Source organism: Metabacillus sp. 113a, from assembly GCF_050107635.1.
Classification (GTDB): Bacteria; Bacillota; Bacilli; order Bacillales; family Bacillaceae; genus Metabacillus_B.
Map to the genome: position 1 here is coordinate 293,330 of NZ_JBNILJ010000003.1, position 20,102 is coordinate 313,431.

Annotated in this window: 23 protein-coding genes and 1 other annotated feature; of the genes, 6 read left to right on the forward strand and 17 right to left on the reverse strand. The window is 44.6% G+C overall.

The features are described 5' to 3' along the window. Window positions 1-129 precede the first annotated feature (129 nt). Together ACQCVE_RS07655 and ACQCVE_RS07660 are read left to right on the forward strand one after the other, a co-directional pair. On the forward strand, window positions 130-1,428 hold the full coding sequence (locus ACQCVE_RS07655) for an NCS2 family permease (RefSeq protein WP_426843474.1): 1,299 nt from the start codon (window positions 130-132) through the stop codon (window positions 1,426-1,428). A gap of 350 nt (window positions 1,429-1,778) precedes the next feature. Then, window positions 1,779-2,000, forward strand: a complete 222-nt coding sequence (locus ACQCVE_RS07660) for a DeoR family transcriptional regulator (RefSeq protein WP_426843473.1) — start codon at window positions 1,779-1,781, stop codon at window positions 1,998-2,000. A 113-nt stretch (window positions 2,001-2,113) separates the two neighbouring features. On the opposite strand, the gene ACQCVE_RS07665 is transcribed toward ACQCVE_RS07660, so the two are convergent. Continuing rightward, a complete protein-coding gene (locus tag ACQCVE_RS07665) occupies window positions 2,114-2,842 on the reverse strand; it encodes a pseudouridine synthase (protein ID WP_426862331.1) in 729 nt (242 codons plus the stop codon). Window positions 2,843-2,874: 32 nt separating this feature from the next. Beyond that, the gene (locus tag ACQCVE_RS07670; protein ID WP_426862332.1) at window positions 2,875-4,500 is read right to left on the reverse strand and encodes a putative polysaccharide biosynthesis protein; all 1,626 of its coding nucleotides are present in this window, start codon (window positions 4,498-4,500) and stop codon (window positions 2,875-2,877) included. 152 nt (window positions 4,501-4,652) lie between these two features. On the opposite strand from ACQCVE_RS07670, the gene ACQCVE_RS07675 reads away from it, so the two are divergent. Then, window positions 4,653-5,936, forward strand: a complete 1,284-nt coding sequence (locus ACQCVE_RS07675) for an NAD(P)/FAD-dependent oxidoreductase (RefSeq protein ID WP_426862334.1) — start codon at window positions 4,653-4,655, stop codon at window positions 5,934-5,936. A 70-nt stretch (window positions 5,937-6,006) separates the two neighbouring features. Here the strand turns inward: ACQCVE_RS07675 and ACQCVE_RS07680 are convergent, their stop codons facing one another. The 4 genes from ACQCVE_RS07680 to ACQCVE_RS07695 all read right to left on the reverse strand — a co-directional run bounded on the left by ACQCVE_RS07680 (window position 6,007) and on the right by ACQCVE_RS07695 (window position 7,396). Continuing rightward, complete coding sequence (locus tag ACQCVE_RS07680; protein ID WP_426843469.1) at window positions 6,007-6,186, reverse strand: sporulation protein Cse60; 180 nt, start codon at window positions 6,184-6,186, stop codon at window positions 6,007-6,009. 4 nt (window positions 6,187-6,190) lie between these two features. Next, complete coding sequence (locus ACQCVE_RS07685; protein WP_426843468.1) at window positions 6,191-6,427, reverse strand: DUF2553 family protein; 237 nt, start codon at window positions 6,425-6,427, stop codon at window positions 6,191-6,193. 281 nt (window positions 6,428-6,708) lie between these two features. Next, complete coding sequence (locus ACQCVE_RS07690) at window positions 6,709-6,924, reverse strand: hypothetical protein (RefSeq protein WP_426862335.1); 216 nt, start codon at window positions 6,922-6,924, stop codon at window positions 6,709-6,711. A 163-nt stretch (window positions 6,925-7,087) separates the two neighbouring features. Then, window positions 7,088-7,396, reverse strand: a complete 309-nt coding sequence (locus tag ACQCVE_RS07695) for a rhodanese-like domain-containing protein (protein WP_426843466.1) — start codon at window positions 7,394-7,396, stop codon at window positions 7,088-7,090. Between the two features lie 130 nt (window positions 7,397-7,526). Here ACQCVE_RS07695 and ACQCVE_RS07700 point away from each other — a divergent pair, with 130 nt between their 5' ends. Further along, a complete protein-coding gene (locus ACQCVE_RS07700; protein ID WP_426843465.1) occupies window positions 7,527-7,760 on the forward strand; it encodes a hypothetical protein in 234 nt (77 codons plus the stop codon). 55 nt (window positions 7,761-7,815) lie between these two features. Here the strand turns inward: ACQCVE_RS07700 and leuS are convergent, their stop codons facing one another. The 11 genes from leuS to ACQCVE_RS07755 form a co-directional block, all read right to left on the reverse strand. Continuing rightward, window positions 7,816-10,230, reverse strand: a complete 2,415-nt coding sequence (gene leuS / locus ACQCVE_RS07705; RefSeq protein WP_426862336.1) for a leucine--tRNA ligase — start codon at window positions 10,228-10,230, stop codon at window positions 7,816-7,818. 75 nt (window positions 10,231-10,305) lie between these two features. Next, window positions 10,306-10,524: a binding site (T-box leader), on the reverse strand. Window positions 10,525-10,611: 87 nt separating this feature from the next. Beyond that, the gene (locus tag ACQCVE_RS07710) at window positions 10,612-10,944 is read right to left on the reverse strand and encodes a DUF4257 domain-containing protein (RefSeq protein ID WP_426862338.1); all 333 of its coding nucleotides are present in this window, start codon (window positions 10,942-10,944) and stop codon (window positions 10,612-10,614) included. Between the two features lie 207 nt (window positions 10,945-11,151). After that, window positions 11,152-12,351, reverse strand: a complete 1,200-nt coding sequence (locus ACQCVE_RS07715; protein ID WP_426843463.1) for an MDR family MFS transporter — start codon at window positions 12,349-12,351, stop codon at window positions 11,152-11,154. 565 nt (window positions 12,352-12,916) lie between these two features. Beyond that, window positions 12,917-14,227 (reverse strand): ABC transporter permease, encoded by a 1,311-nt coding sequence (locus ACQCVE_RS07720; protein ID WP_426862340.1) that lies wholly within the window; start codon window positions 14,225-14,227, stop codon window positions 12,917-12,919. Further along, window positions 14,217-14,915 carry an ABC transporter ATP-binding protein gene (locus ACQCVE_RS07725; RefSeq protein ID WP_426843461.1) on the reverse strand — a complete coding sequence of 233 codons (699 nt, stop codon included), beginning with the start codon at window positions 14,913-14,915 and terminating at the stop codon, window positions 14,217-14,219. Before ACQCVE_RS07725 ends, ACQCVE_RS07720 begins: the two co-directional genes overlap by 11 nt. Window positions 14,916-14,930: 15 nt before the next feature. Beyond that, entirely contained in the window at window positions 14,931-15,875 is a 945-nt protein-coding gene (locus ACQCVE_RS07730; protein WP_426862342.1) for an ABC transporter permease subunit, read from the reverse strand. Further along, window positions 15,869-16,747, reverse strand: a complete 879-nt coding sequence (locus ACQCVE_RS07735) for an ABC transporter ATP-binding protein (protein WP_426843459.1) — start codon at window positions 16,745-16,747, stop codon at window positions 15,869-15,871. Before ACQCVE_RS07735 ends, ACQCVE_RS07730 begins: the two co-directional genes overlap by 7 nt. Continuing rightward, the gene (locus ACQCVE_RS07740; protein ID WP_426862344.1) at window positions 16,740-17,129 is read right to left on the reverse strand and encodes a GntR family transcriptional regulator; all 390 of its coding nucleotides are present in this window, start codon (window positions 17,127-17,129) and stop codon (window positions 16,740-16,742) included. The genes ACQCVE_RS07735 and ACQCVE_RS07740 overlap by 8 nt, the downstream gene beginning before the upstream one ends. Window positions 17,130-17,634: 505 nt before the next feature. Then, entirely contained in the window at window positions 17,635-17,808 is a 174-nt protein-coding gene (locus ACQCVE_RS07745) for a hypothetical protein (RefSeq protein WP_426843457.1), read from the reverse strand. Window positions 17,809-17,868: 60 nt separating this feature from the next. Further along, window positions 17,869-18,030, reverse strand: a complete 162-nt coding sequence (locus ACQCVE_RS07750; protein WP_426843456.1) for a glycogen biosynthesis protein GlgD — start codon at window positions 18,028-18,030, stop codon at window positions 17,869-17,871. Between the two features lie 12 nt (window positions 18,031-18,042). Beyond that, window positions 18,043-18,306, reverse strand: a complete 264-nt coding sequence (locus ACQCVE_RS07755) for a YtzC family protein (protein ID WP_426843455.1) — start codon at window positions 18,304-18,306, stop codon at window positions 18,043-18,045. A 143-nt stretch (window positions 18,307-18,449) separates the two neighbouring features. On the opposite strand from ACQCVE_RS07755, the gene ACQCVE_RS07760 reads away from it, so the two are divergent. Continuing rightward, window positions 18,450-19,415 (forward strand): TIGR01212 family radical SAM protein, encoded by a 966-nt coding sequence (locus ACQCVE_RS07760; RefSeq protein WP_426843454.1) that lies wholly within the window; start codon window positions 18,450-18,452, stop codon window positions 19,413-19,415. Beyond that, window positions 19,412-19,984 (forward strand): class I SAM-dependent methyltransferase, encoded by a 573-nt coding sequence (locus ACQCVE_RS07765; protein ID WP_426862345.1) that lies wholly within the window; start codon window positions 19,412-19,414, stop codon window positions 19,982-19,984. Before ACQCVE_RS07760 ends, ACQCVE_RS07765 begins: the two co-directional genes overlap by 4 nt. Window positions 19,985-20,102: the final 118 nt, after the last annotated feature.

A 20,102-nucleotide genomic window follows, 5' to 3' on the forward strand; every position in this document is an offset into this window, starting at 1 on the left:
AGATACCAAACGGGATGCTTGTATGAAAGAATTGCAGAAAAAAACAATCAGACCGCTTGCATTTTTAGCTAAAAACGAATATTATTAATAAGGTTTTGAAATAATGTTCGTATTATTTGGAGGTTTCTCATGTTTAAATTAAAAGAAAACCAGACCACTTTAAAAACAGAAATCATTGCTGGCTTTACGACCTTTCTTACCATGGTTTATATTGTGGTAGTTAATCCGCAAATACTTTCTGCTGCAGGAGTCCCTCCCCAGCAAGTATTTGTCGCAACCATCATCGCATCGATTATCGGAACGCTGTGGATGGCACTATTCGCTAATTATCCGATTGCCATTGCACCGGGGATGGGCCTGAATGCTTACTTTGCTTTCTCCGTTGTAGGAGGACAAGCGAACATCTCTTATGAAGTAGCCTTCGCTTCTGTATTTGTTGCCGGTATCATATTTGTAATTCTGTCTCTTACGCCATTTCGAAAACAGCTTATCGAGGCCATTCCATCAAATTTAAAAAACGGAATCACCGCTGGAATTGGATTGTTTATCGCATTTATCGGACTTCGTACGTCAGGAATCGTCGCAGATCACCCTGAAAACCTTGTATCCCTGGGCGACCTTCACTCCGCACCCGTTGTTTTGACACTTATCGGCCTTGCCATCACACTTGTCCTTATGTCACTGAACGTGAACGGAGCGATTTTCATCGGGATGATCGTTACCGGCCTGATCGCTTATTTCACCGGCCAGCTTGACATTAAAGAGGTGGTAGCTGCCCCTCACCTTCCTGAGGGAATCATCATTAACCCGATAACAGCTTTTGCTGACGTCATTCACTATGGTTTATATGCGGTTGTCTTCTCCTTCCTTCTCGTTACTATTTTTGATACGACCGGAACCATGATTGGAGTAGCGCAGCAGGCAGGTTTAATGAAGGGGAAAGAGCTTCCTAATGCGAGAAAAGCGCTTCTGGCTGATTCATCCGCTACAACAGTTGGAGCCATGTTCGGAACAAGTCCGACGACGGCTTACATCGAGTCTTCTGCCGGTGTGGCAGCCGGAGGGAGAACCGGACTTACAGCATTGGTTGTCGCCATTCTGTTCGCCATATCCTCCTTTTTCTTCCCGCTCGTCAGCGCCGTTTCCGGCATACCAGCCATTACGGCCCCAGCTTTAATCATCGTCGGAAGCTTAATGATGGGCGCAATCGCCAACATCAATTGGGGCGAACTGGACGAAGCTTTTCCAGCCTTTCTCGTGGTCCTGAGCATGCCTCTTACATCAAGCATCGCAACCGGAATTGCGCTCGGATTCATATCCTATCCGCTGATGAAAGCAGCTAAAGGAAAATGGAAAGAGGTTCATCCATTTGTATACATCTTTGCTGTCTTGTTCTTTATTCATCTTGTCGTGATTGGTTCACATTAACTGTAAAAATCATCCTTACAAAAGCCAGCATCTGCTGGCTTTTTATGTTTCTAAAGAACTATCAGCAAGTCGAAAAATAGCAGGTATGAATTCCTTGTTTAATACAGTCATAATTTTCTGAACTTAATACATATAGTAAAGCAAAACCGTGATTTTTTATAAGGCAAAATGTTAATATTGTGTAAATTCAAGGCTCAAGGTAGAATCTTCTCGCTTGTTTCGTGTAAAATATGATTGTAGCTTCAACTATACCAATTAAATAGGCTAACACAGGGACATCATTAGTGGTTGACATCCTAGATTGCTGCAGGTCTTTAGACCTGTTCGATCAAAAAATAAGGAGTGGTTTTTTGAAACCTTCAACTAACCGTATGCTAAACCGTATCAAATCTGTTTACATGTTCATCATGGAAAGAGGTACCGTTACAACTCAGCAGCTTGTCGACGAATTTGGTATTACACCAAGAACGATTCAGCGTGATTTAAATGTGTTAGCATACAACGAGCTTGTCAAAAGCCCTGCAAGAGGTAAGTGGACGACTACAAAGAAGAAAGTAAAACTCACATCATAAGCAAGAATGGTTGAACACCTATACATAAAAAGGAACCTGTTCTGAACAGGTTCTTTTTTTTATAGCTCTTATCCGTTTTTTTCAGAAAGCAAGCTTTCCGGATCCCCGGCCGTTTATACAAAATCAGCAGGCTTGCTGTTTCGCAGCACCTCTACCTCTTCATCCGTCAAATCACGGTACTCCCCAGGTTCGAGATCCGCATCCAGCTCTAAATCACCCATCGTCAGCCTTTTTAAAAATGTGACTTTTTTTCCGACCGCCTCAAACATCCTTTTCACCTGATGAAACTTGCCTTCTGTAATGGACACCTTAATTTCAGAAGGATCCCCTCCAGTCAGAATCTCCAGTTTTGCGGGCTTTGTCAGATAGTCATCATCAAGGGTAACTCCTTTTTTAAAGGCAGCCACATCCTCGTCCGTAACAGTTCCATCTATAATCGCAAAATATGTTTTCGCTACATGCTTTCTCGGTGACAGCAGCTGATGGGACAGCTGGCCGTCATTTGTAATGACAAGCAGCCCTTCCGTATCTTTATCCAGTCTGCCTACCGGAAACGGATCCCGAACAGCATCCTCCGGCGTTAAAAGATCAATGACCGTCGGCTGGGACAGATCCTCTGTTGCGGAAAGGACACCGGGCGGCTTGTTCATCATCAGATAAATAAACTCTCGGTATTCAATCTTTTCTCCATGAACGGTCACCTCCTGTGTTTCAGAATCTACATGGGTCTTTCCATCCTTAATTACCACTCCGTCTGCAAGAACAGCACCGGTTTTCAGGAGCTGCTTTACCTCTTTCCGGCTGCCATAGCCGATCGTGGAGAGCAATTTATCCATTCTCATGACCATTCACCTCATACTGAAAGGAAAGGCTGTCACGCCTTCCCTTTCTTCCTTCTGTTTAAAAATGAAAAACGCGAGCCAAGGAGCTTTTCCAGCAAATGCGTCTTATGCGCGGTGTAAAGATAAACCGCAGCCCCGCCCCCGACAGTCAAAACAAGCATAAGTGCCGATGAAACTTTGCCCTCTTTAAAATGAATAAAGATCTCAGCGATCGATTGAATCCCCGATACAAACACACTCATGACCACCGTAAGCATAAGGATCAGGATCGTCCTCTTGAAAAACTGCCTGAAATGGAAGTGTGCATGCCTCTTTATCATCGCAAAACCGTAAATGATCGAGACAATGAACCCGAGTGCTGTGGCGATGATTGACCCTTGCGCACCTAACCATACGATGAGCGGATAATTCACCGCTGCCTTAATAATAAGTCCTATTGCAAGGCTGATCACTGCGAGCTTTTGCTTGTTGACCCCCTGCAGGATGGCCGCATTCACTGTAAAGTAGCAAAACAGCAATGCAGACGGAGCCTGCCATTGCAGAAGAAGTGCCGCCTCTGAAGAATATCCGAAAAAGAATTCATAAATTGGACCAGCGAGCACCATCATGCCGGCAGCAGCGGGCATAACCAGAAACATGATAATCTGGAATGCCTGGTTAATCTGGCGGTGTACCTGGCGCATTCCCCCTGTTGAAAATGCCCTTGTTATGGATGGAACTAAAGTCAATCCGAACGCGGTCGCAAGTGAAACTAGAATCATTATTAGGGAGCGCCCTTCAAACTGAACGTGGGAAAAGAGAGCTTTTGCTTCCTCATCAGTCTTTCCGATTTCTCTTAAAGCCCCGTACATCGTTCCTTGATCAATAAGCTGATATAGCGGAATCGCTAAGCCGATAAAAATAAATGGCAAGGAATAGGTGAGAAGCTCTTTAAAAAGCTTTCTCATTTTCACATCTGAGGGCGGTACGGTATTTTCCTGCATGGCTTCAAGGCGGTTTTTATACTTTTGCCAATAAACATACAGAACGAGCAGCCCGCCAACTGCACCCACTGCAGCGGCCAAAGTTGCGTATCCTATCGCTTCTACTAAAGGACCTTCAAATTCGATGTAGACAAGGTATACAGATGCAAGCAGAAAAACGATTCGGAAGAGCTGTTCAACCACCTGTGAAACTGAGGTTGGCGCCATCATCTGATGGCCCTGAAAAAAGCCGCGCAAAAGCGCCATAATTGGCACAACAATAAGGGCCACACTCAGCATTTTTATCACGTATTCCACTTCTGCAATAGAACTGGATGGGGTATCTTCTGAGCTAAGAGACCATGCTGCAAGCTCAGGAGCGAGCAAATACATCGCAGCAAATGAAGCAAGTCCGGTTAAAAGCATGACGATCATTCCATTGCGGAACATTCTCAGGCTTGTCTGATAATCTCCCATCGCATTGTACTTCGCTACAAATTTTGATACAGCCATTGGAAAACCGGCCGTGGCTATACTTAAGAATATAACGTAAGGGGTATAGCCCATCTGATAGAGTGCCGTCCCCAGAGTGCCTACCAATGCTGTAAACGGAATGATATAAATCATACCGAGCAGCCTGGAAATGTATGTACCAAGCGTTAAAATAAACGTGCCTTTTAGCATTTTATCTGACATATCTTTTATCACCGTTCTTGTGAAATTAGGTTCAACTTTATTAGTTTAACATAAGCAGGCATGGAGAGGAAAAAGTTGTGGAATTTAGCAGTTTTTCTTGAATGCAGATTTCGGCTATAATGAATGAAGGTTAAAAAGAAGGTTGTGACACAATGAAGTACGATGTAATTGTAATTGGGGGCGGTCCTTCGGGACTGATGGCAGCCATCTCGGCCGGAAGCAGGGGTGCGCGCGTACTCCTGCTTGATAAAGGGAGCAAGCTTGGACGTAAGCTCGCCATATCAGGCGGAGGCCGCTGCAATGTAACGAACCGCCTTCCCGTTGAAGAAATCATCAAACACATTCCCGGCAACGGCCGATTTTTATACAGTGCCTTTTCTGAGTTCAGCAACGAGGATATCATCTCTTTCTTCGAGGGACTTGGTGTTGGACTAAAGGAAGAAGATCACGGAAGAATGTTTCCGGTTTCCGACAAAGCCCAGTCAGTTGTCGAATCTCTCCTGAACGAGCTGAAAAGACTGAATGTGCAAATCCGTGTGAACGAGCCGGTTAAACGGATTGACTATGAAAACCAGCAGGTTAAAGGCATCACACTTAAAACTGGTGAATGCATTGAAGCAGACGCTGTTGTAGCTGCGGTAGGAGGGAAGAGCGTTCCCCACACAGGCAGCACAGGGGATGGCTATGCATGGGCGGAAGCTGCGGGCCATACCATTACCGACCTTTTCCCGACTGAGGTTCCTGTTACATCCAGCGAACCATTCATAAAAAACAAATCTCTTCAGGGTCTGGCACTGAGAAGTGTGGCACTAAGTGTCCTGAATCCCAAGGGCAAGACCGTAATCACCCACAAAATGGACATGCTCTTTACCCATTTTGGCATCTCCGGTCCTGCTGTACTGCGGTGCAGCCAATATATCGTGAAAACGATGAAGAAATACAACGCTCAATATGTAAGAGTCACCATCGATGCCCTTCCCGGCCGCAAGGAAGAAGAATTGTTCCAGGAATTGATTAAAGCTGGAAAAGAAGAGCCGAGGAAAGCATTAAAGAACCTGTATAAAGGGCTGCTGCCGGAAAGATACTTGCTTTTCCTCCTTGAGCAGCAGGAAATCGATCCAAGTGAGCCTTATTCACAGACCTCCCATGAAAAACTGAGGGGATTCGCAAGATCATGCAAACAATTTGAATTTAAGGTGGACGGCACCCTTCCGCTGGACAAAGCCTTTGTAACCGGAGGAGGAGTTTCTGTTAAAGAAATCCACCCTAAAGAAATGGCTTCAAAATTTATGCCTGGCTTGTACTTTTGCGGGGAAATTCTGGATATTCACGGTTATACCGGTGGATATAATATTACAGCCGCCCTCATTACAGGGAGGCTTGCTGGCGGTAATGCCGCTGAATACGCATTGTCCAAAGAAGAAAACCCGGTTTAACCTAGACCGGGTTTTTTAGAATCATCCTCTCTCACTCCCCTTGAGAATTGAAAAGCAGGCATGCTGCTCTTCAGGACCGGTATAAAACCATGGCCGAAAAACAGTAGACCTGCTCACCTTCTGCATCACATGAAGCAGCGACGGAGAATTTAATATCCACAAGCTGCTCATCATCCAACTCGGCCAGAAAACAGTTGATTTCTTTTTCTAAATCCTTTTCATGCTCTTCATCAAACAGCACAACTTTCATTCAATCAGCACCACCCTAAATCGCAGGCCTCCCCGTATTGCTGCTGCCCGCCGTTTCGTTCATATAATTTATAGATCCGTCCATTCTCGATGACAAATCCTTCAATTAAATCATATTGCTTGCCCTCTTCGTTTATGACAAGCCAGCCGATGGAATTCTTTCCGCAAAACAATTCAATGAGGTCGTCACTAACCTTCGCTGTTACGCGCCTTGTGATATCGAGCCTATGAAAATCCTCCATCGCCCATCCCCTCCTTAACACAATGTATGAGAGCAGGGGTTATTTATGTTAACGCTTTCATAATTGGCGACTGACTCTTTTTTATAAGGAGACGCTGAGTTTCACCAAGTACGTTCTAAAATACAGGAATGCAGGTGGTTATAACATAGGATCGCTGTTTACGTATAGCGGATGGATCGTTCATTTGCTTACCTTTTATCAGCGAAAACAGAAACTTGAGAACATCGTATTCAGCGGACATAGAATCTTAAGGGAATATTGACATTCTTCAGCATGCTCCCTTACTTTTTCTTCTTTTTGGACTGGTCTGCTGCCGCTTTACTTTTACTGACACTCTCAAAGGCAACAAGGATTCGGGCATTTTTTTCGTCGATGGAGACAATTTCTGAAACTTTTCCTATTCGGCCTTTAATTTTTATATCTTCTCCAATGGCTGGAACTCTTTTCACCATCTGGCTCAGTACGATGCTTTTCCCATCAAAAAAATGAACGGTCATCACCATGATATCACCTGTTTCTTATGAAATGGATACAGAGAAAGCATCTCTGCCTCTCATAAAAATTATCGGTTTGCTGCAGTGTTTAGAACGAAATATTTTGGATTTATGTGTATGCAGCAAAAAGACCATGCACCTGTCACGATGCATGGTCTTTTACCGGTTATTGCTTCGGTACGGTCTCGCCCTTCCATTCTAGCATTCCGCCTGTCATATTGACGACTTTGTAGCCCTGCTCCTGAAGATAGGCCGCCACATTTTCGCTGCGGCGTCCTGAGCGGCAAATAAAGATGTACTCTTTATCCTTATCCAGTTCGCCGGCTCTTGCAGGAATGTCACCCATTTTTATATGTTTTGCTTTTGAGATCATCCCTTCTTCGACTTCTTCATCTTCGCGTACATCAACAAGCTCAATATTCTCTCCATTTTTAAGCTTTTGCTCTACTTCTTCTGCTGAAATTTCTTTAATCATCGTTTAATCAGCTCCCTGTTTTCATCATACTTTTATTATATCAGGCGGGCAGGCGGGTTGCGAATCGCAGGATTATGCAGGAATCCTGCAGGTTACTGGTGAATAGACGTTCTATACAGGAGGGGATGATGTGAGAGAAATAGACAAACGAAACCGTTTGGATAAAAAGCCCTTCAGCTTTCAGATTGCAAAAAATCAGTCAGTTTTTCTATTGTACAAAGGAAAGCAGGTGAAAATAGTAAAGGACGGAGAGGCGGAGAAGTTTTTAGCAAGAATAAATCTAGCTAAGGATGAGCATGAGATTCAGCTGATTCTGGCAAAAGCTACAGGTAACTTTAAACGGGGAAACGAACGCAGGCAATAATATCTATAGTAAAAAAAGCTTGCAGAAGTATCTCTGCAAGCTTCTATCAGGTTATTCAGTTCGCCACAATATTAATCAACTTCCCAGGAACTGCAATCACTTTGCGGATGGTTTTCCCATCAAGCTGTTCTTTCACTTTCTCATCTTGAAGCGCAATCTGTTCCATCTCTTCTTTTGAGGCTTCGGCCGGAACAAGAAGTTTTGCTTTTACCTTGCCGTTAAATTGAACGACTACTTCCACTTCATCTTCCACAAGCTTGGACTCATCATACTGCGGCCATTTTTCGTAGGCAATGGTATCAGAGTGACCAAGTTTTTCCCAAAGCTCTTCTGCAAGGTGGGGAGCGATTGGAGAAAGAAGCTTTACAAAGCCCTCCATGTATTCTTTAGGAAGCTCCGTCGCTTTATATGCTTCGTTAATGAACACCATCAGCTGGGAAATCGCGGTGTTGAAGCGCAGCCCTTCGATGTTCTCAGTTACTTTCTTCACAGTTTCATGGTAGACCTTCTCTAAAGACGGATTTCCGCTGTTTGTAACCTTCGAAGTCAAGTTTCCGTCATCTTCAATCAGCAATCTCCATACGCGGTCAAGGAAGCGTCTTGCTCCATCCAGCCCTTTTTCAGACCAGGCGATGGAAGCTTCAAGCGGTCCCATGAACATTTCGTAAAGACGAAGCGTATCAGCACCATGGCTTTCCACAACTTCATCCGGATTCACAACGTTGCCCTTTGATTTACTCATTTTTTCATTATTTTCACCAAGGATCATTCCTTGGTTAAACAGCTTTTGAAACGGCTCTTTCGTTGGAACCACGCCGATATCATAAAGAAACTTGTGCCAGAAACGTGCGTATAGAAGGTGGAGCACCGCATGCTCGGCCCCTCCGATGTACGTATCAACCGGCAGCCATTGTTTGATTTTTTCCGGATCCGCTAAATGGTTTTCGTTCGCTGGATCGATGTAGCGCAGGTAATACCAGCAGCTTCCCGCCCATTGCGGCATCGTGTTCGTTTCTCTGCGTCCTTTTTTGCCCGTTTCAGGATCTGTTACATTCACCCATTCTGAAATATTGGCAAGCGGCGATTCACCCGTACCGGATGGTTTGATTTCTGTCGTTTTCGGAAGGACAAGCGGAAGCTGATCTTCAGGAACTGCAGACATGGTGCCGTCCTCCCAATGAATGATTGGAATCGGCTCACCCCAGTAGCGCTGGCGGCTGAATAGCCAGTCACGCAGGCGGTACGTTACCTTCTTTTCGCCTTTGCTGTTTTCTTCCAGCCGTTCAATCATTTTTTGAATCGCTTCTTCTTTTCCTAATCCGTTCAGGAATTCCGAGTTTACGTGCTCTCCGTCACCGGAGTAAGCCTCTTTCGATACATCGCCGCCTTGAACGACTTCTTTAATCGGAAGCTCGAATTTCACAGCGAATTCATAATCGCGTTCATCATGGGCAGGCACCGCCATAATCGCCCCGGTACCGTAGCTGATTAGGACGTAATCTGCCACCCAGATCGGCATTTTTTCGCCGCTCACAGGGTTAATGGCATATGCACCCGTGAAGACACCGGTTTTATCCTTTGCGAGATCTGTTCTTTCCAGGTCAGACTTGGATTTCACTTGATTGATATAAGCATCTGCCGCTTCTTTTTGATCCGCTGATACAATCTTGCTCACCAGCTCATGCTCAGGAGCAATCACCGCATACGTTGCACCGAAAAGAGTGTCCGGTCTTGTCGTGAAAACGGTGAAGCTCTCCTCGTGTCCATCTACTTCAAAATGAACGTGAGCTCCCTCTGAACGGCCAATCCAGTTGCGCTGCATTTCTTTAATGCTTTCCGGCCAGTCTACTTCATCCAAATCTTCTATCAGACGATCTGCATAGGCTGTAATTTTCAGCATCCATTGCTTCATCGGACGGCGTTCGACCGCATGTCCGCCCCGCTCGCTTTTCCCGTCAATGACCTCTTCATTGGCAAGAACGGTTCCAAGTGCCGGACACCAGTTCACGGCTACCTCATCAATATAGGCTAAGCCTTTTTCATAAAGCTTGAGGAAAATCCATTGTGTCCATTTATAGTAGTGAGGATCGGTTGTGTTGACCTCGCGATCCCAGTCATAAGAAAAGCCAAGTGCCTGAATTTGGCGCCTGAAATTGTTAATGTTCTTTTCCGTAAATTCTGCCGGGTCATTTCCTGTATCCAGGGCAAACTGCTCAGCAGGAAGTCCGAATGCATCCCATCCCATCGGATGAAGCACATTGTATCCCTGCATCCGTTTCATCCGGGAAAGAATGTCTGTCGCTGTAAATCCTTCCGGGTGCCCGACATGAAGACCTGCTCCTGACGGATACGGAAACATATCAAGCGCATAAAATTTAGGGCGGTTCGGTTCCTCACCTGTTTTAAATGTCTTGCTGGCAAGCCAATGCTTCTGCCATTTCTGTTCGATTTTCTTATGACTGAAACTCATAAACATCCTCCTTGTTTTCGCTGAACGGACATCGAGTACGCGGCCGTGAAATATAAAAAAAGCTCCGTCCCTGTAAAAAGGGACGAGAGCTTTCTCCCGCGGTACCACCCAAATTAGTGTACACAAACTACACTCGCTTGACATTCGTAACGTGAATGCACGGCAGACACTACTGTTTTCTTTCGCATCTGCAAACTCAAAGGCGAGTTCATGAACATTTGCTGCTGACTTGCACCTTCCGTCAGCTCTCTATGGTGCATCCTGTTCACTACTGCTCCTTATCACCGTTCGACTATTTTCTTCTAAAACCATTTTATAAAAAATTTGAGGGATATGCAAGCTGGTTGCAGCGATTTAGGGAAAGCTTCAATGAGGCACTTCTTATGGTAGAGGCGGCTTGTGACTTGGACATTTTTTGGAAGAGGGAACTTCAGGCTGGTCTTGCTGGGTGGAGAAGGTAAAGCTTCGCAGGACAGCTTCACCGCTGTAGCCGGCGATAATCGATAACAGAATGAGCTGCAGTGACGATTGAGGCTCTGAAGAGATGACGAGCATAATCGCTGCAATGGTTCCGATCACAAGGTCTTCATAAAAACCAAGGTAAATAAACCGTTTCGTCATTCTCGGTTTTTCCAGTCGCCCCCTTTTATTCATGTGGCTTACAATCCCCATTAAACCTCCGATGATACTGGCTACCAAAATTTGAGCTGTCATCACACCACCGATCCTTCTTTTTTATTCTGGCAAAGCAGATAAATAAAAAATACAGATTGGCAGTCCCACGGGGATGGGTAAGGCTTTTTATTTTTATTATATATAACCGGTGGACAAGCCGCCTGATTATTTAGAATTATTTTCCATAAATGCCAAACGAACCAATTTCCCAAAGAAAAAGCCTGAGATGGCATAATCTCAGGCTTTTTATCCTTCTGCTGTTTTGGAGGATAATTCTTCCTCCACCGGTAAGTTGATTGAGCGGTCGTAGAATAGTGTCAGGAAGAAACTGACAAACAGCAAACCGATCAGAACGGCAAACATCATGGACATGTTGAACGCATCCACCAGGAATCCTCCCAGTAAGGGACCAATCATTCTCCCTGCAGTTGCCATACTGTTTACAAACCCCTGATAAAAGCCTTCTCTCCCCTTTGGAGCCAGCTGATTGGCAATTGTGGGAACAGCAGGCCAAACCAGCATTTCACCGATGGTCAAAATGACCATCGCTGTTAAAAACCCGGTGAATTCTCCGGCAGCTGCCGCTATGGCAAATGAAAACATAAAGATTCCCATTCCAATGAGCATTTGCGCTTTCAGTGATTTGGCAAAACGTTTAACGAATGCCGAAATGAACGGCTGTCCCAGCACAATCATCAATCCGTTGACCGTCCACAGCAGACTGTATTGCTTCAGGTCAATATTCAGCGTTTGCGTATGTGCAGCAATGGTGGACTGCCATTGAACATACGCGACCCAGCATAGGAGGTATCCTCCTGACAAAACCGACAAGGCTGCAAATTTCGTCCGGTCTTTTTTTTGAGGCTTCTTTGACACAATGGCTGAAGGATGAACGGTTTCGCCTTGAATATTTCGGTAGCCGAGAAATGCCACGAAAAAAAAGACAGCATACAGTAGACCGTTCGCCATGAAAATCCACTGAAACGAAATCGATGCAACCAGCCCACCTAAAGCGGAACCGATGGCTACCCCGGCGTTTTGTGCTACATAAATCGCGTTGAATGACTTTCTTCCGCCTTCAGGCCAGACACTTCCTGCCATAGCATACGTAGCCGGAAATACAATCCCTGATCCAAAACCGACAATCGTAAGCAGGATCACATAGTAAGGCCATCCATGGAAAAACACCATCAGAAGCAATGCAGCGAGCGTGATGGTAATTCCAAGAAGAATCGAACGGTATCCTCCAATCTTGTCAAAAAGGACGCCCCCAGCCAAATTCCCAATTACACTTGCTCCGGCATTCAGCATGAGCACCAGCCCTGCAACCGTCAGCGATTTCCCTAATTCATCGTGAATATATATGGTGTTAAGAGGCCATAAAAAAGAAGCCCCGGTTACATTAATGATCATCCCAATAATGAGAAGCCATAGGGAACGCGGCATACGAACCCCTCCTTTTACACTGACTTTCGTTCCACTAGAGTAGTTTATGGAATTTCACGATGTTTTTCAACTGCAGAATACTGGTTTTACAAATAGATAATAGTTCTGACAATTGTTTTCGCTTCAAAGCATTATGGCTTGGGATGAATGACAGCTTGGAATACAAAGAGATTACACAATACCCTACTCCTTTATTCCAAGAAAAAGAGGCTGGGACAAAAGTATTTTAGCTAAAGGTAAACCCGAACTATTAGATGAGATTTTTACAAAATCTTTCGTCTAAAAGTTCGGGTCTTTATTTGTTGTTAATAGATTTGTGGAACTTACACATATTCTTTAAAAACTAGTGGAATGGAGCGGAGGACACTCGACTCCTACGGGAAATAGAGGAAAGGCTGAGACCCCGCAGGCGAAGCCGAGGAGGCTCAGCTTCCTCCCCGTGGAAAGCGAGTGGCCGTAGCGCAATGAAACGATCTTGTTTTTATTGCTGACGAATTAAAAAATACCAGCATAATATTCGTCTTTAAGCATGGTTAATTTAGTTATGTCCCATCCTCATTACACCTTATATCTCTCTCCTCAATGCGGATAGAACATCAATGTTAGTCGCCTTAACAGCTGGACGAAGGCCTGATAGAATGGCTACTCCGATGCTGATGGCAGATGCGATCAGGACAAGCGAAAGCGGAATGTAGGAAATCTGCATTTCCAAAGGAGCTCCCCCGCCAGCAGTTGATTGAAGAATCATTGGAACAATCTGATTAGCTGCCCAGCCTATGCCGTAGGAAATCACGACACCGATGATAGAGCCTGCTACTCCAATCCAGGCACTCTCCATTAAAAACAGCCTTCTAATCATCTTCGGCTGCGCTCCGATTGCTTTCATAATTCCAATCTGCTGTGTCCGTTCCGTTACGGCCATCGTCATCGTGTTGAAAATTCCGATGGAAGCAATGAGAACCGCTATGGTACCAACAAAAATCAATCCGATCTTAAAGGCATTGAAAAATAAATTCATGCTTTCAAGCTCTTCCGTAATGGAGTAAACAAGGTAGCCTTTTTCTTTTAATGCCTTTGTAAGGCCGTCTACTTGATCAATGGAAGAGGCATAAGCCATCACATTCGAATACGTTATTTCATTCGGGTCGAATTCCGGGTCAACGAGCGGAGCAAGCTCCTTCAGCATATTTTGCCCGATCATCACATTCGTGTCTTCCATAAAATCTCTGGCTGGTTTTTTTGCAATCCCTGTGACTGTAAATTCGTAGTTTTTCTCTTTCCCGTTTTCATCTGTATAGATAAACGCAACTTTTTTATCTAGGAGATCTTCTTTAAATCCCTCAGGCTTTTTTGCTCCGCTTTCAGGATTCGAGTTGAATTGCTCAAGCTGGGCCTGTTCCTTTTCAGTATAGAGCTGTGACCCGAAATGGTAGCCGACCACAATTTCATTTGGTTTTTCCGGCATCCTTCCCCTGTCCAGTGACAAGCTGGCTTTTTTCTCCTGCTCCATGTCTGTGATAATGGAAAGAAAATTCTGGCCTGTCCTTCCTTCAAACTCTGCTCTGGCCGGAACATTTATGACATTTCTCGTAACAACTGCTTTAACATTTTCAGTATTTTTAATATCATTGATCTGCTTGCTCGTAACTGGCCGAGCCTCTTCATCCTTCTTTTGCAGCCCATTTATCGTTACCTCTGTCAACACTTGCTGCTTTTGAATTTCTTCCGTTACACTGCGCTGAAAACCGAACCCGACGGAAGCGAGAACAATCAGAAACGAGCATCCCATTGTTGTGGCAAGAACCGTCGTAAATACCCGCAGACGGTTTTTCTTAATGTTTTGTCTGACAAAATTGATCTGATCCTTAAGCTTCAACCGGAACACCTCCATTCATTAATACGCCGTCGTGAAGATTGAAGCGTTTACGGCTGATGCCCGCCACTTCATCATCATGCGTAATGATAAAAAACGTAATGCCTTTTTCGCGGTTTAATTCCTGAATGAGTTCAAGAATTTCTTTTTCCGTCTCTGAATCAAGACTGCCTGTCGGTTCGTCTGCCAGGATAATTTGAGGATTCAAAATTAATGCTCTTGCGATACTGACCCGCTGCTGCTGTCCTCCTGAAAGCTCATTCGGATAATGATTCGACTGGTCAAGCAGACCGACACGGCTAAGCATCTCGTTCACCCTGATCTTCCGCTGAGAGGCACTGACCCCTTTTAAAGTAAGAGGCAATGCAATATTTTCGAAGGTTGAGAGACTCGGTATTAGCTGAAAATTTTGAAAAATAAAACCAAAATGGTCAAGTCTGAATTCCGCCCATTTTTTTTCGTTAAATTTGGCCACATCCTGCCCTTGGATAAGGATCTCACCTTCTACCGGCTTCATAAAGCCTGAAATTAAATTGAGCAAAGTTGATTTTCCAGATCCGCTTCGGCCGACAATGGTTGCAATATCGCCTTTTTCAATATCCAGGGAGATCCGGCTGAGCACCGGAATCTCCCGCTCTTTTCCCTTTTTTCCGACAAAAAATGAATGTGAAAGCTCTTTAATACGAATCATAATTCAATTCCTCTCTTATTTCGCTTTTTTATAAATCGTTACATATCCTATTGCTGCGCCAGTTCCTGCACCTATTAAAATTCCTGTAATATAGCCTGGAATGGATTCCCCGCCGATTGAGTACCCGAATCCTCCAAACCCAAACATTCCGAGCAGAAGCACAATTAGGAAAACAGGCAAGTTGAACGATTTCCATAGAAAGAAATAGCCGTTTCTTTCAGCGGGATGACGCAAAAATGCAGCGTACCCGATTGCCGTGTAAAGGATGGTCAGACAAAGCGGCGTAATGATCCTTTCAATCATAGTCGTGTCATCATACCAAACGATGTTCAATCCGGAAAAATTGATCAGGATATCCGCAAAGCCTTGATTATAAAGAGCAGAGGCATCCATAAACACGTCCAAATTCATGATGCTCACGGATACGATCAATACCGGCAGCAAAAGCATGCTTCCGCCAACCATGCCCTGCGCGAAAGAAGTACCTGTCAGGCATCCGGCTGCAAAAAGAAGAGAATAGATCATTACAGCTGACAAAGTCAGGTATAAATAATACTGAACCGTGCTCTCTAAAACAAAAGCTCCCGTAATATTGAGAGTAACTGAACTCACACAGAATGAAACAATCAAACTTATCACAATTGTAATTGTGCCGACCAGCCACTTGACCCAAAAAATGGCACTTCGTTTAAAAGGCAGAGCCAGTGTGAAATCCATACTGCCTCTTTGTTTTTCTGACCCAAGCATTCCAATTGCCAGAATGAACGGCATAAGCAGGGTCACTCCATTAAAACTTGATTCAAACATGCTAAACTCAAATTTCCCGTCGCCATACTCTAAATACGAGGAGTACGCATTCATAATCATCCACGGCAAATAGACAATCAACACAGCTGATGCTGTAATCAGGCCGATATATGCCTGCCTGATTTCCTTTAGTATTAGTCCCTTAGCTACCATCTGCGCTTCCCTCCAAACTTTGCAATAAAGACTTCTTCAAGGCTCACAGGGAGTTCATTCCAAATTTTTGGTTCAAGGGATTGAAGCCACGCCCGCTGCTCTTCATTTTTCTTTTCCAGCAAAACGGTATAAAAGACGCCCGTATGATCCAAAACCGGCAATCCCCTCTCTCTGATCTGCAGGTGGCGATCATGCTCGAAAGCAAGCTGAAGCTTCAAATAATCTCCTTTAATATCTTCCATATCCACTAAATCAGACAGCGTATTTCCCTCCAGAAAAGCAATTCGGCTGCATATCCGCTCGATGTCTTCCAACCGGTGGGAAGTAATCACTATGGCTGTATTTCTATGCGCAACTTCATCGATCATCAGCTCGAGCACATCATGGCGTGTCACTGCATCAATCCCATCCGTCGGTTCATCAAGCAAAATGACTTCCGGCCTCATCGCAAACGCGATAATAAGCGAAAACTGCTTTTTCAGCCCCGTAGACAAATCCCGATATTTTTTCGTCTCCGACAAATTATACCGGTTCATCAGCTCATTGGCATAAGTCACATCAAAGTCCGGATACAGCGGCTTTAGAATCCGGATCAGCTGTTTATACGTATAGCGCTCATAAAATCCATTGTGAATCGGAACGTACACAACCTTCTGCTTCACATCCGGATGCTTACTGATCAGCTTTCCGTCATATAGAATTTCTCCTTCATCCGGCAGCAGGATCTGTTCAATTAAACGCAGAAGAGTCGTCTTACCAGACCCATTTCGCCCAAGCAATCCGAAAATCTCTCCGGCTCTAAGAGAAAAAGATACACTCTGCAGGATGCTCTCTCCATTCATCTTCTTAGATAAATTCCGCACTTCAAGCATCTTTATTTCCTCCAACCTCTTTCTTAATCTCATCCAGCCAATCGTGGAGCTGACTCACATCAATTCCTGCATAAGCTGCATCAATAATCAGTGTCTTCAGCTGCTCCTTAAGCATCTCCGTCTTCCCCTCATCCAGTTTGATTTTCACATTCTCTGAGACAAAGGTTCCTCTGCCTCTGAGAGTCTCAATAATGCCTTCACGCTCAAGCTCTTTATATGCCTTGCTCACCGTATTCGGATTCGCAATAATGATCGTGGCCAACTCCCGGACCGAGGGAAGTTTATCTCCGGGCTTCAAAGCCCCTTTCAAGCACAGCTCCTTCATACTCTGAACAACCTGTTCATAAATAGGCGTCGAGCTGCGAGGATCAATTTGTATCATGATCTCCCTACTTTCTCCAATTGAATGAACTGTATCTTGTGTACTACACCAACTAATACACTTATTACAATAAACAGATGTGCTGGGATTGTCAATGGCGGGAAGGTATTTTTTCAAAAAAAGGGGGGTGGGCAAGTGGCTTATCCGCTGTATGGATGGTTTTAGGGGTGTAAGTACGCAATCACGGCGGGTTGCAGGTGCCATACGTTTAGTGGCGGTGGGTGCGATTGGGCTCTTTTCTATTTCTTCCTGATATTCTTTGTTTTACCCCCGCTCGCTTTTCTTGGGTTTCCACGCATCCTTGCCTGTCACTGGAGTCCTCACTCTTCTTGTCCGACATTCCACATTCCCCCCTTGTCTGTTTCCGGTTAAAATCGATTTCCCATCAAAAAACAAAATACCTAACCAAAATGTTTCTTTCAGCTCAAACACGACGCTCTTCCTCCGGCCTCAACAAAAAAACACCCTCAAAATCGGGTGCTTTCCGTCTTTCTCCATCTCTATTCTACTCACGATCCTGCAGGATATCATTTTCGCTTTCAACCAGGACATCTAGATGACCTTTTTCTTCAAGTTCTCTTTGCATTTCCATGGCTTCCGCTTCGCTTCCGAAAGCCGGGCCGTCAAAAACACGTTCCCCTGTTTCCTTGTCCGTGTATTGCACAATGTATGTTCTCATTCAACTCGCCTCCTGGTTTTCTTTTTTCCCTTTTTGAAGGATTAAAAACGCAGAAGAGAATCAGTTTTCAGGATGCTGTTTGGACTTGATGGGCTGGCCTTTTTCGGCATATTTTTGCTTTGCTTTCTTTACTGGGTCCAATTCTTTTGAGAACTCCATTTTGCTTTGTTCCGGAGTTTTCGTTTTTTGCTCGGGATTGTTCTGGTCAGATTTAGTCGCCATCGTGTACCCTCCTTAGTGCCGTTGCAGAATCATTTCATTTTGCAGCTGCTGAAGCTGGAGTCTCATTCTGTACAGCTGCTCTTTTTGCTGGTCGTCGCAGCTTAATGTCAGCTTATTCAGATCATTAACTGCGTTTTCAAGCAAGGATTGCGCTTCGGTGTACTCCAGATCATGGTAGTGCTCTTGCTTTGCACCGCTTTCAAATTGTGCTTTTGCATAGTTGTAAGCTTCTGTGCATTTTTGCATATAATCTTCTACGGATTCCCGAGTAGCCATGTAGATGCCCCTTTCTTCACGTTATTTCGCCTTTATAGGATTTGCCTAAAAAGCAGGTTTAACCCCTAAAAAATTTGTCATTCAAAAAAACGGCATGATAAAATGGCATAATGACAATATTTCTATCAGGAGGCTCATCTGATTTGGTTCAGTCCAACCCTTTTCCGTTTGCAGCGGATACAAAAAGGTATCATACATGGAATTATCATTTGAAAAATACATTTGGCCATAAGGTGTTTAAAGTGGCTTTGGATGGTGGATTTGATTGTCCAAACCGGGATGGAACGGTTGCTTACGGAGGCTGCACGTTCTGCAGTGCTGCAGGTTCCGGTGATTTTGCCGGAAACCGGGCGGATGATTTGAATACACAATTTACAGAAGGTAAATCGAAGATGCATCAAAAGTGGAAAGACGGCAAATATATCGCTTATTTCCAAGCCTATACCAATACTCATGCCCCGCTTGATGTACTCAAAGAAAAATTTGAAACCGTGCTTGGTTTTGATGATGTGGCAGGGTTATCCATTGCTACGAGGCCTGATTGCCTTCCGGATGATGTGGTCGATTATCTTGCTGAATTGAACCAGCGGACGTATTTGTGGGTGGAGCTCGGTCTTCAGACCGTACACGAACGGACTGCTATGCTTATAAACCGCGCCCATGATTACCCTGCTTATGTGGAAGGTGTGAACAAGCTTCGAAAGCATGGGATCCGTGTTTGTACCCATATTATCAACGGACTTCCTCTGGAGGATACCGGGATGATGATGCAGACTGCCCGTGAAGTGGCAAAGCTTGACGTGCAGGGGATTAAAATCCACCTGCTCCACCTGCTGAAAGGGACCCCGATGGTCAAGCAGTTTGAAAAAGGCCTGGTTGAATTTTTATCATTTGATGATTATGTTAAGCTTGTCTGCGATCAGCTTGAGGTGCTTCCGCCGGAAATGATTGTGCACCGGATTACAGGGGACGGTCCAATTGATTTAATGATTGGACCGATGTGGAGTGTGAATAAATGGTCGGTTCTGAATGCGATCGACAGGGAATTGGAGAGGCGCGGAAGCTATCAGGGGAATTTCTTCAATGGGGAAGGAGCAGGCTTGTTATGAAGCTGGCGCGAATCCTTCCATTTTGCCGCGAGCTGCTTGCTTCTGCTGTAGGACCTGGAGATGCAGCTGTTGACGCAACAGCTGGAAATGGCCATGACACTGCCCTTTTAGCTGACTTAGCTGGTGAAAGCGGCAAGGTGTTCAGTTTTGATATACAGGCTGAAGCGATTGCCGCAACTTCAAAGCGGCTTCAGGAACTAAATCTTCATAACCGGGTCACATTGTTTCATAAAGGGCATGAGCATGCGGAACGCTCCATTCCGGAAGTATATCACGGCACCATTGCCGGAGCCGTCTTTAACCTAGGCTATCTGCCGGGAGGAGATAAATCCATTGTTACTTCACCTACCTATACTATAGAAAGCATTAAACAGCTTCTCAGAATCATGAAACCTGAAGGGATAATCGTTCTTGTGATTTATCACGGTCATCCTGAAGGGAAATTGGAAAAAGAAGAAGTAATGGATTTTGCAAAGAACCTCCCTCAGGATGAGGCTCATGTACTGCAATACCAATTTATAAACCAGAAAAACGATCCCCCCTTCATATGTGCCATTGAAAAACGATGAATAAGAAAGAACTTGCAGATATTTTGGGATAAGACGCTCGAAAGTCTGATTGGTCTTATGAACAGAAAAAAAGTGCTCAGAGCATGCTCCGGGCACTTTTTTCTATTGGTTTTACTGG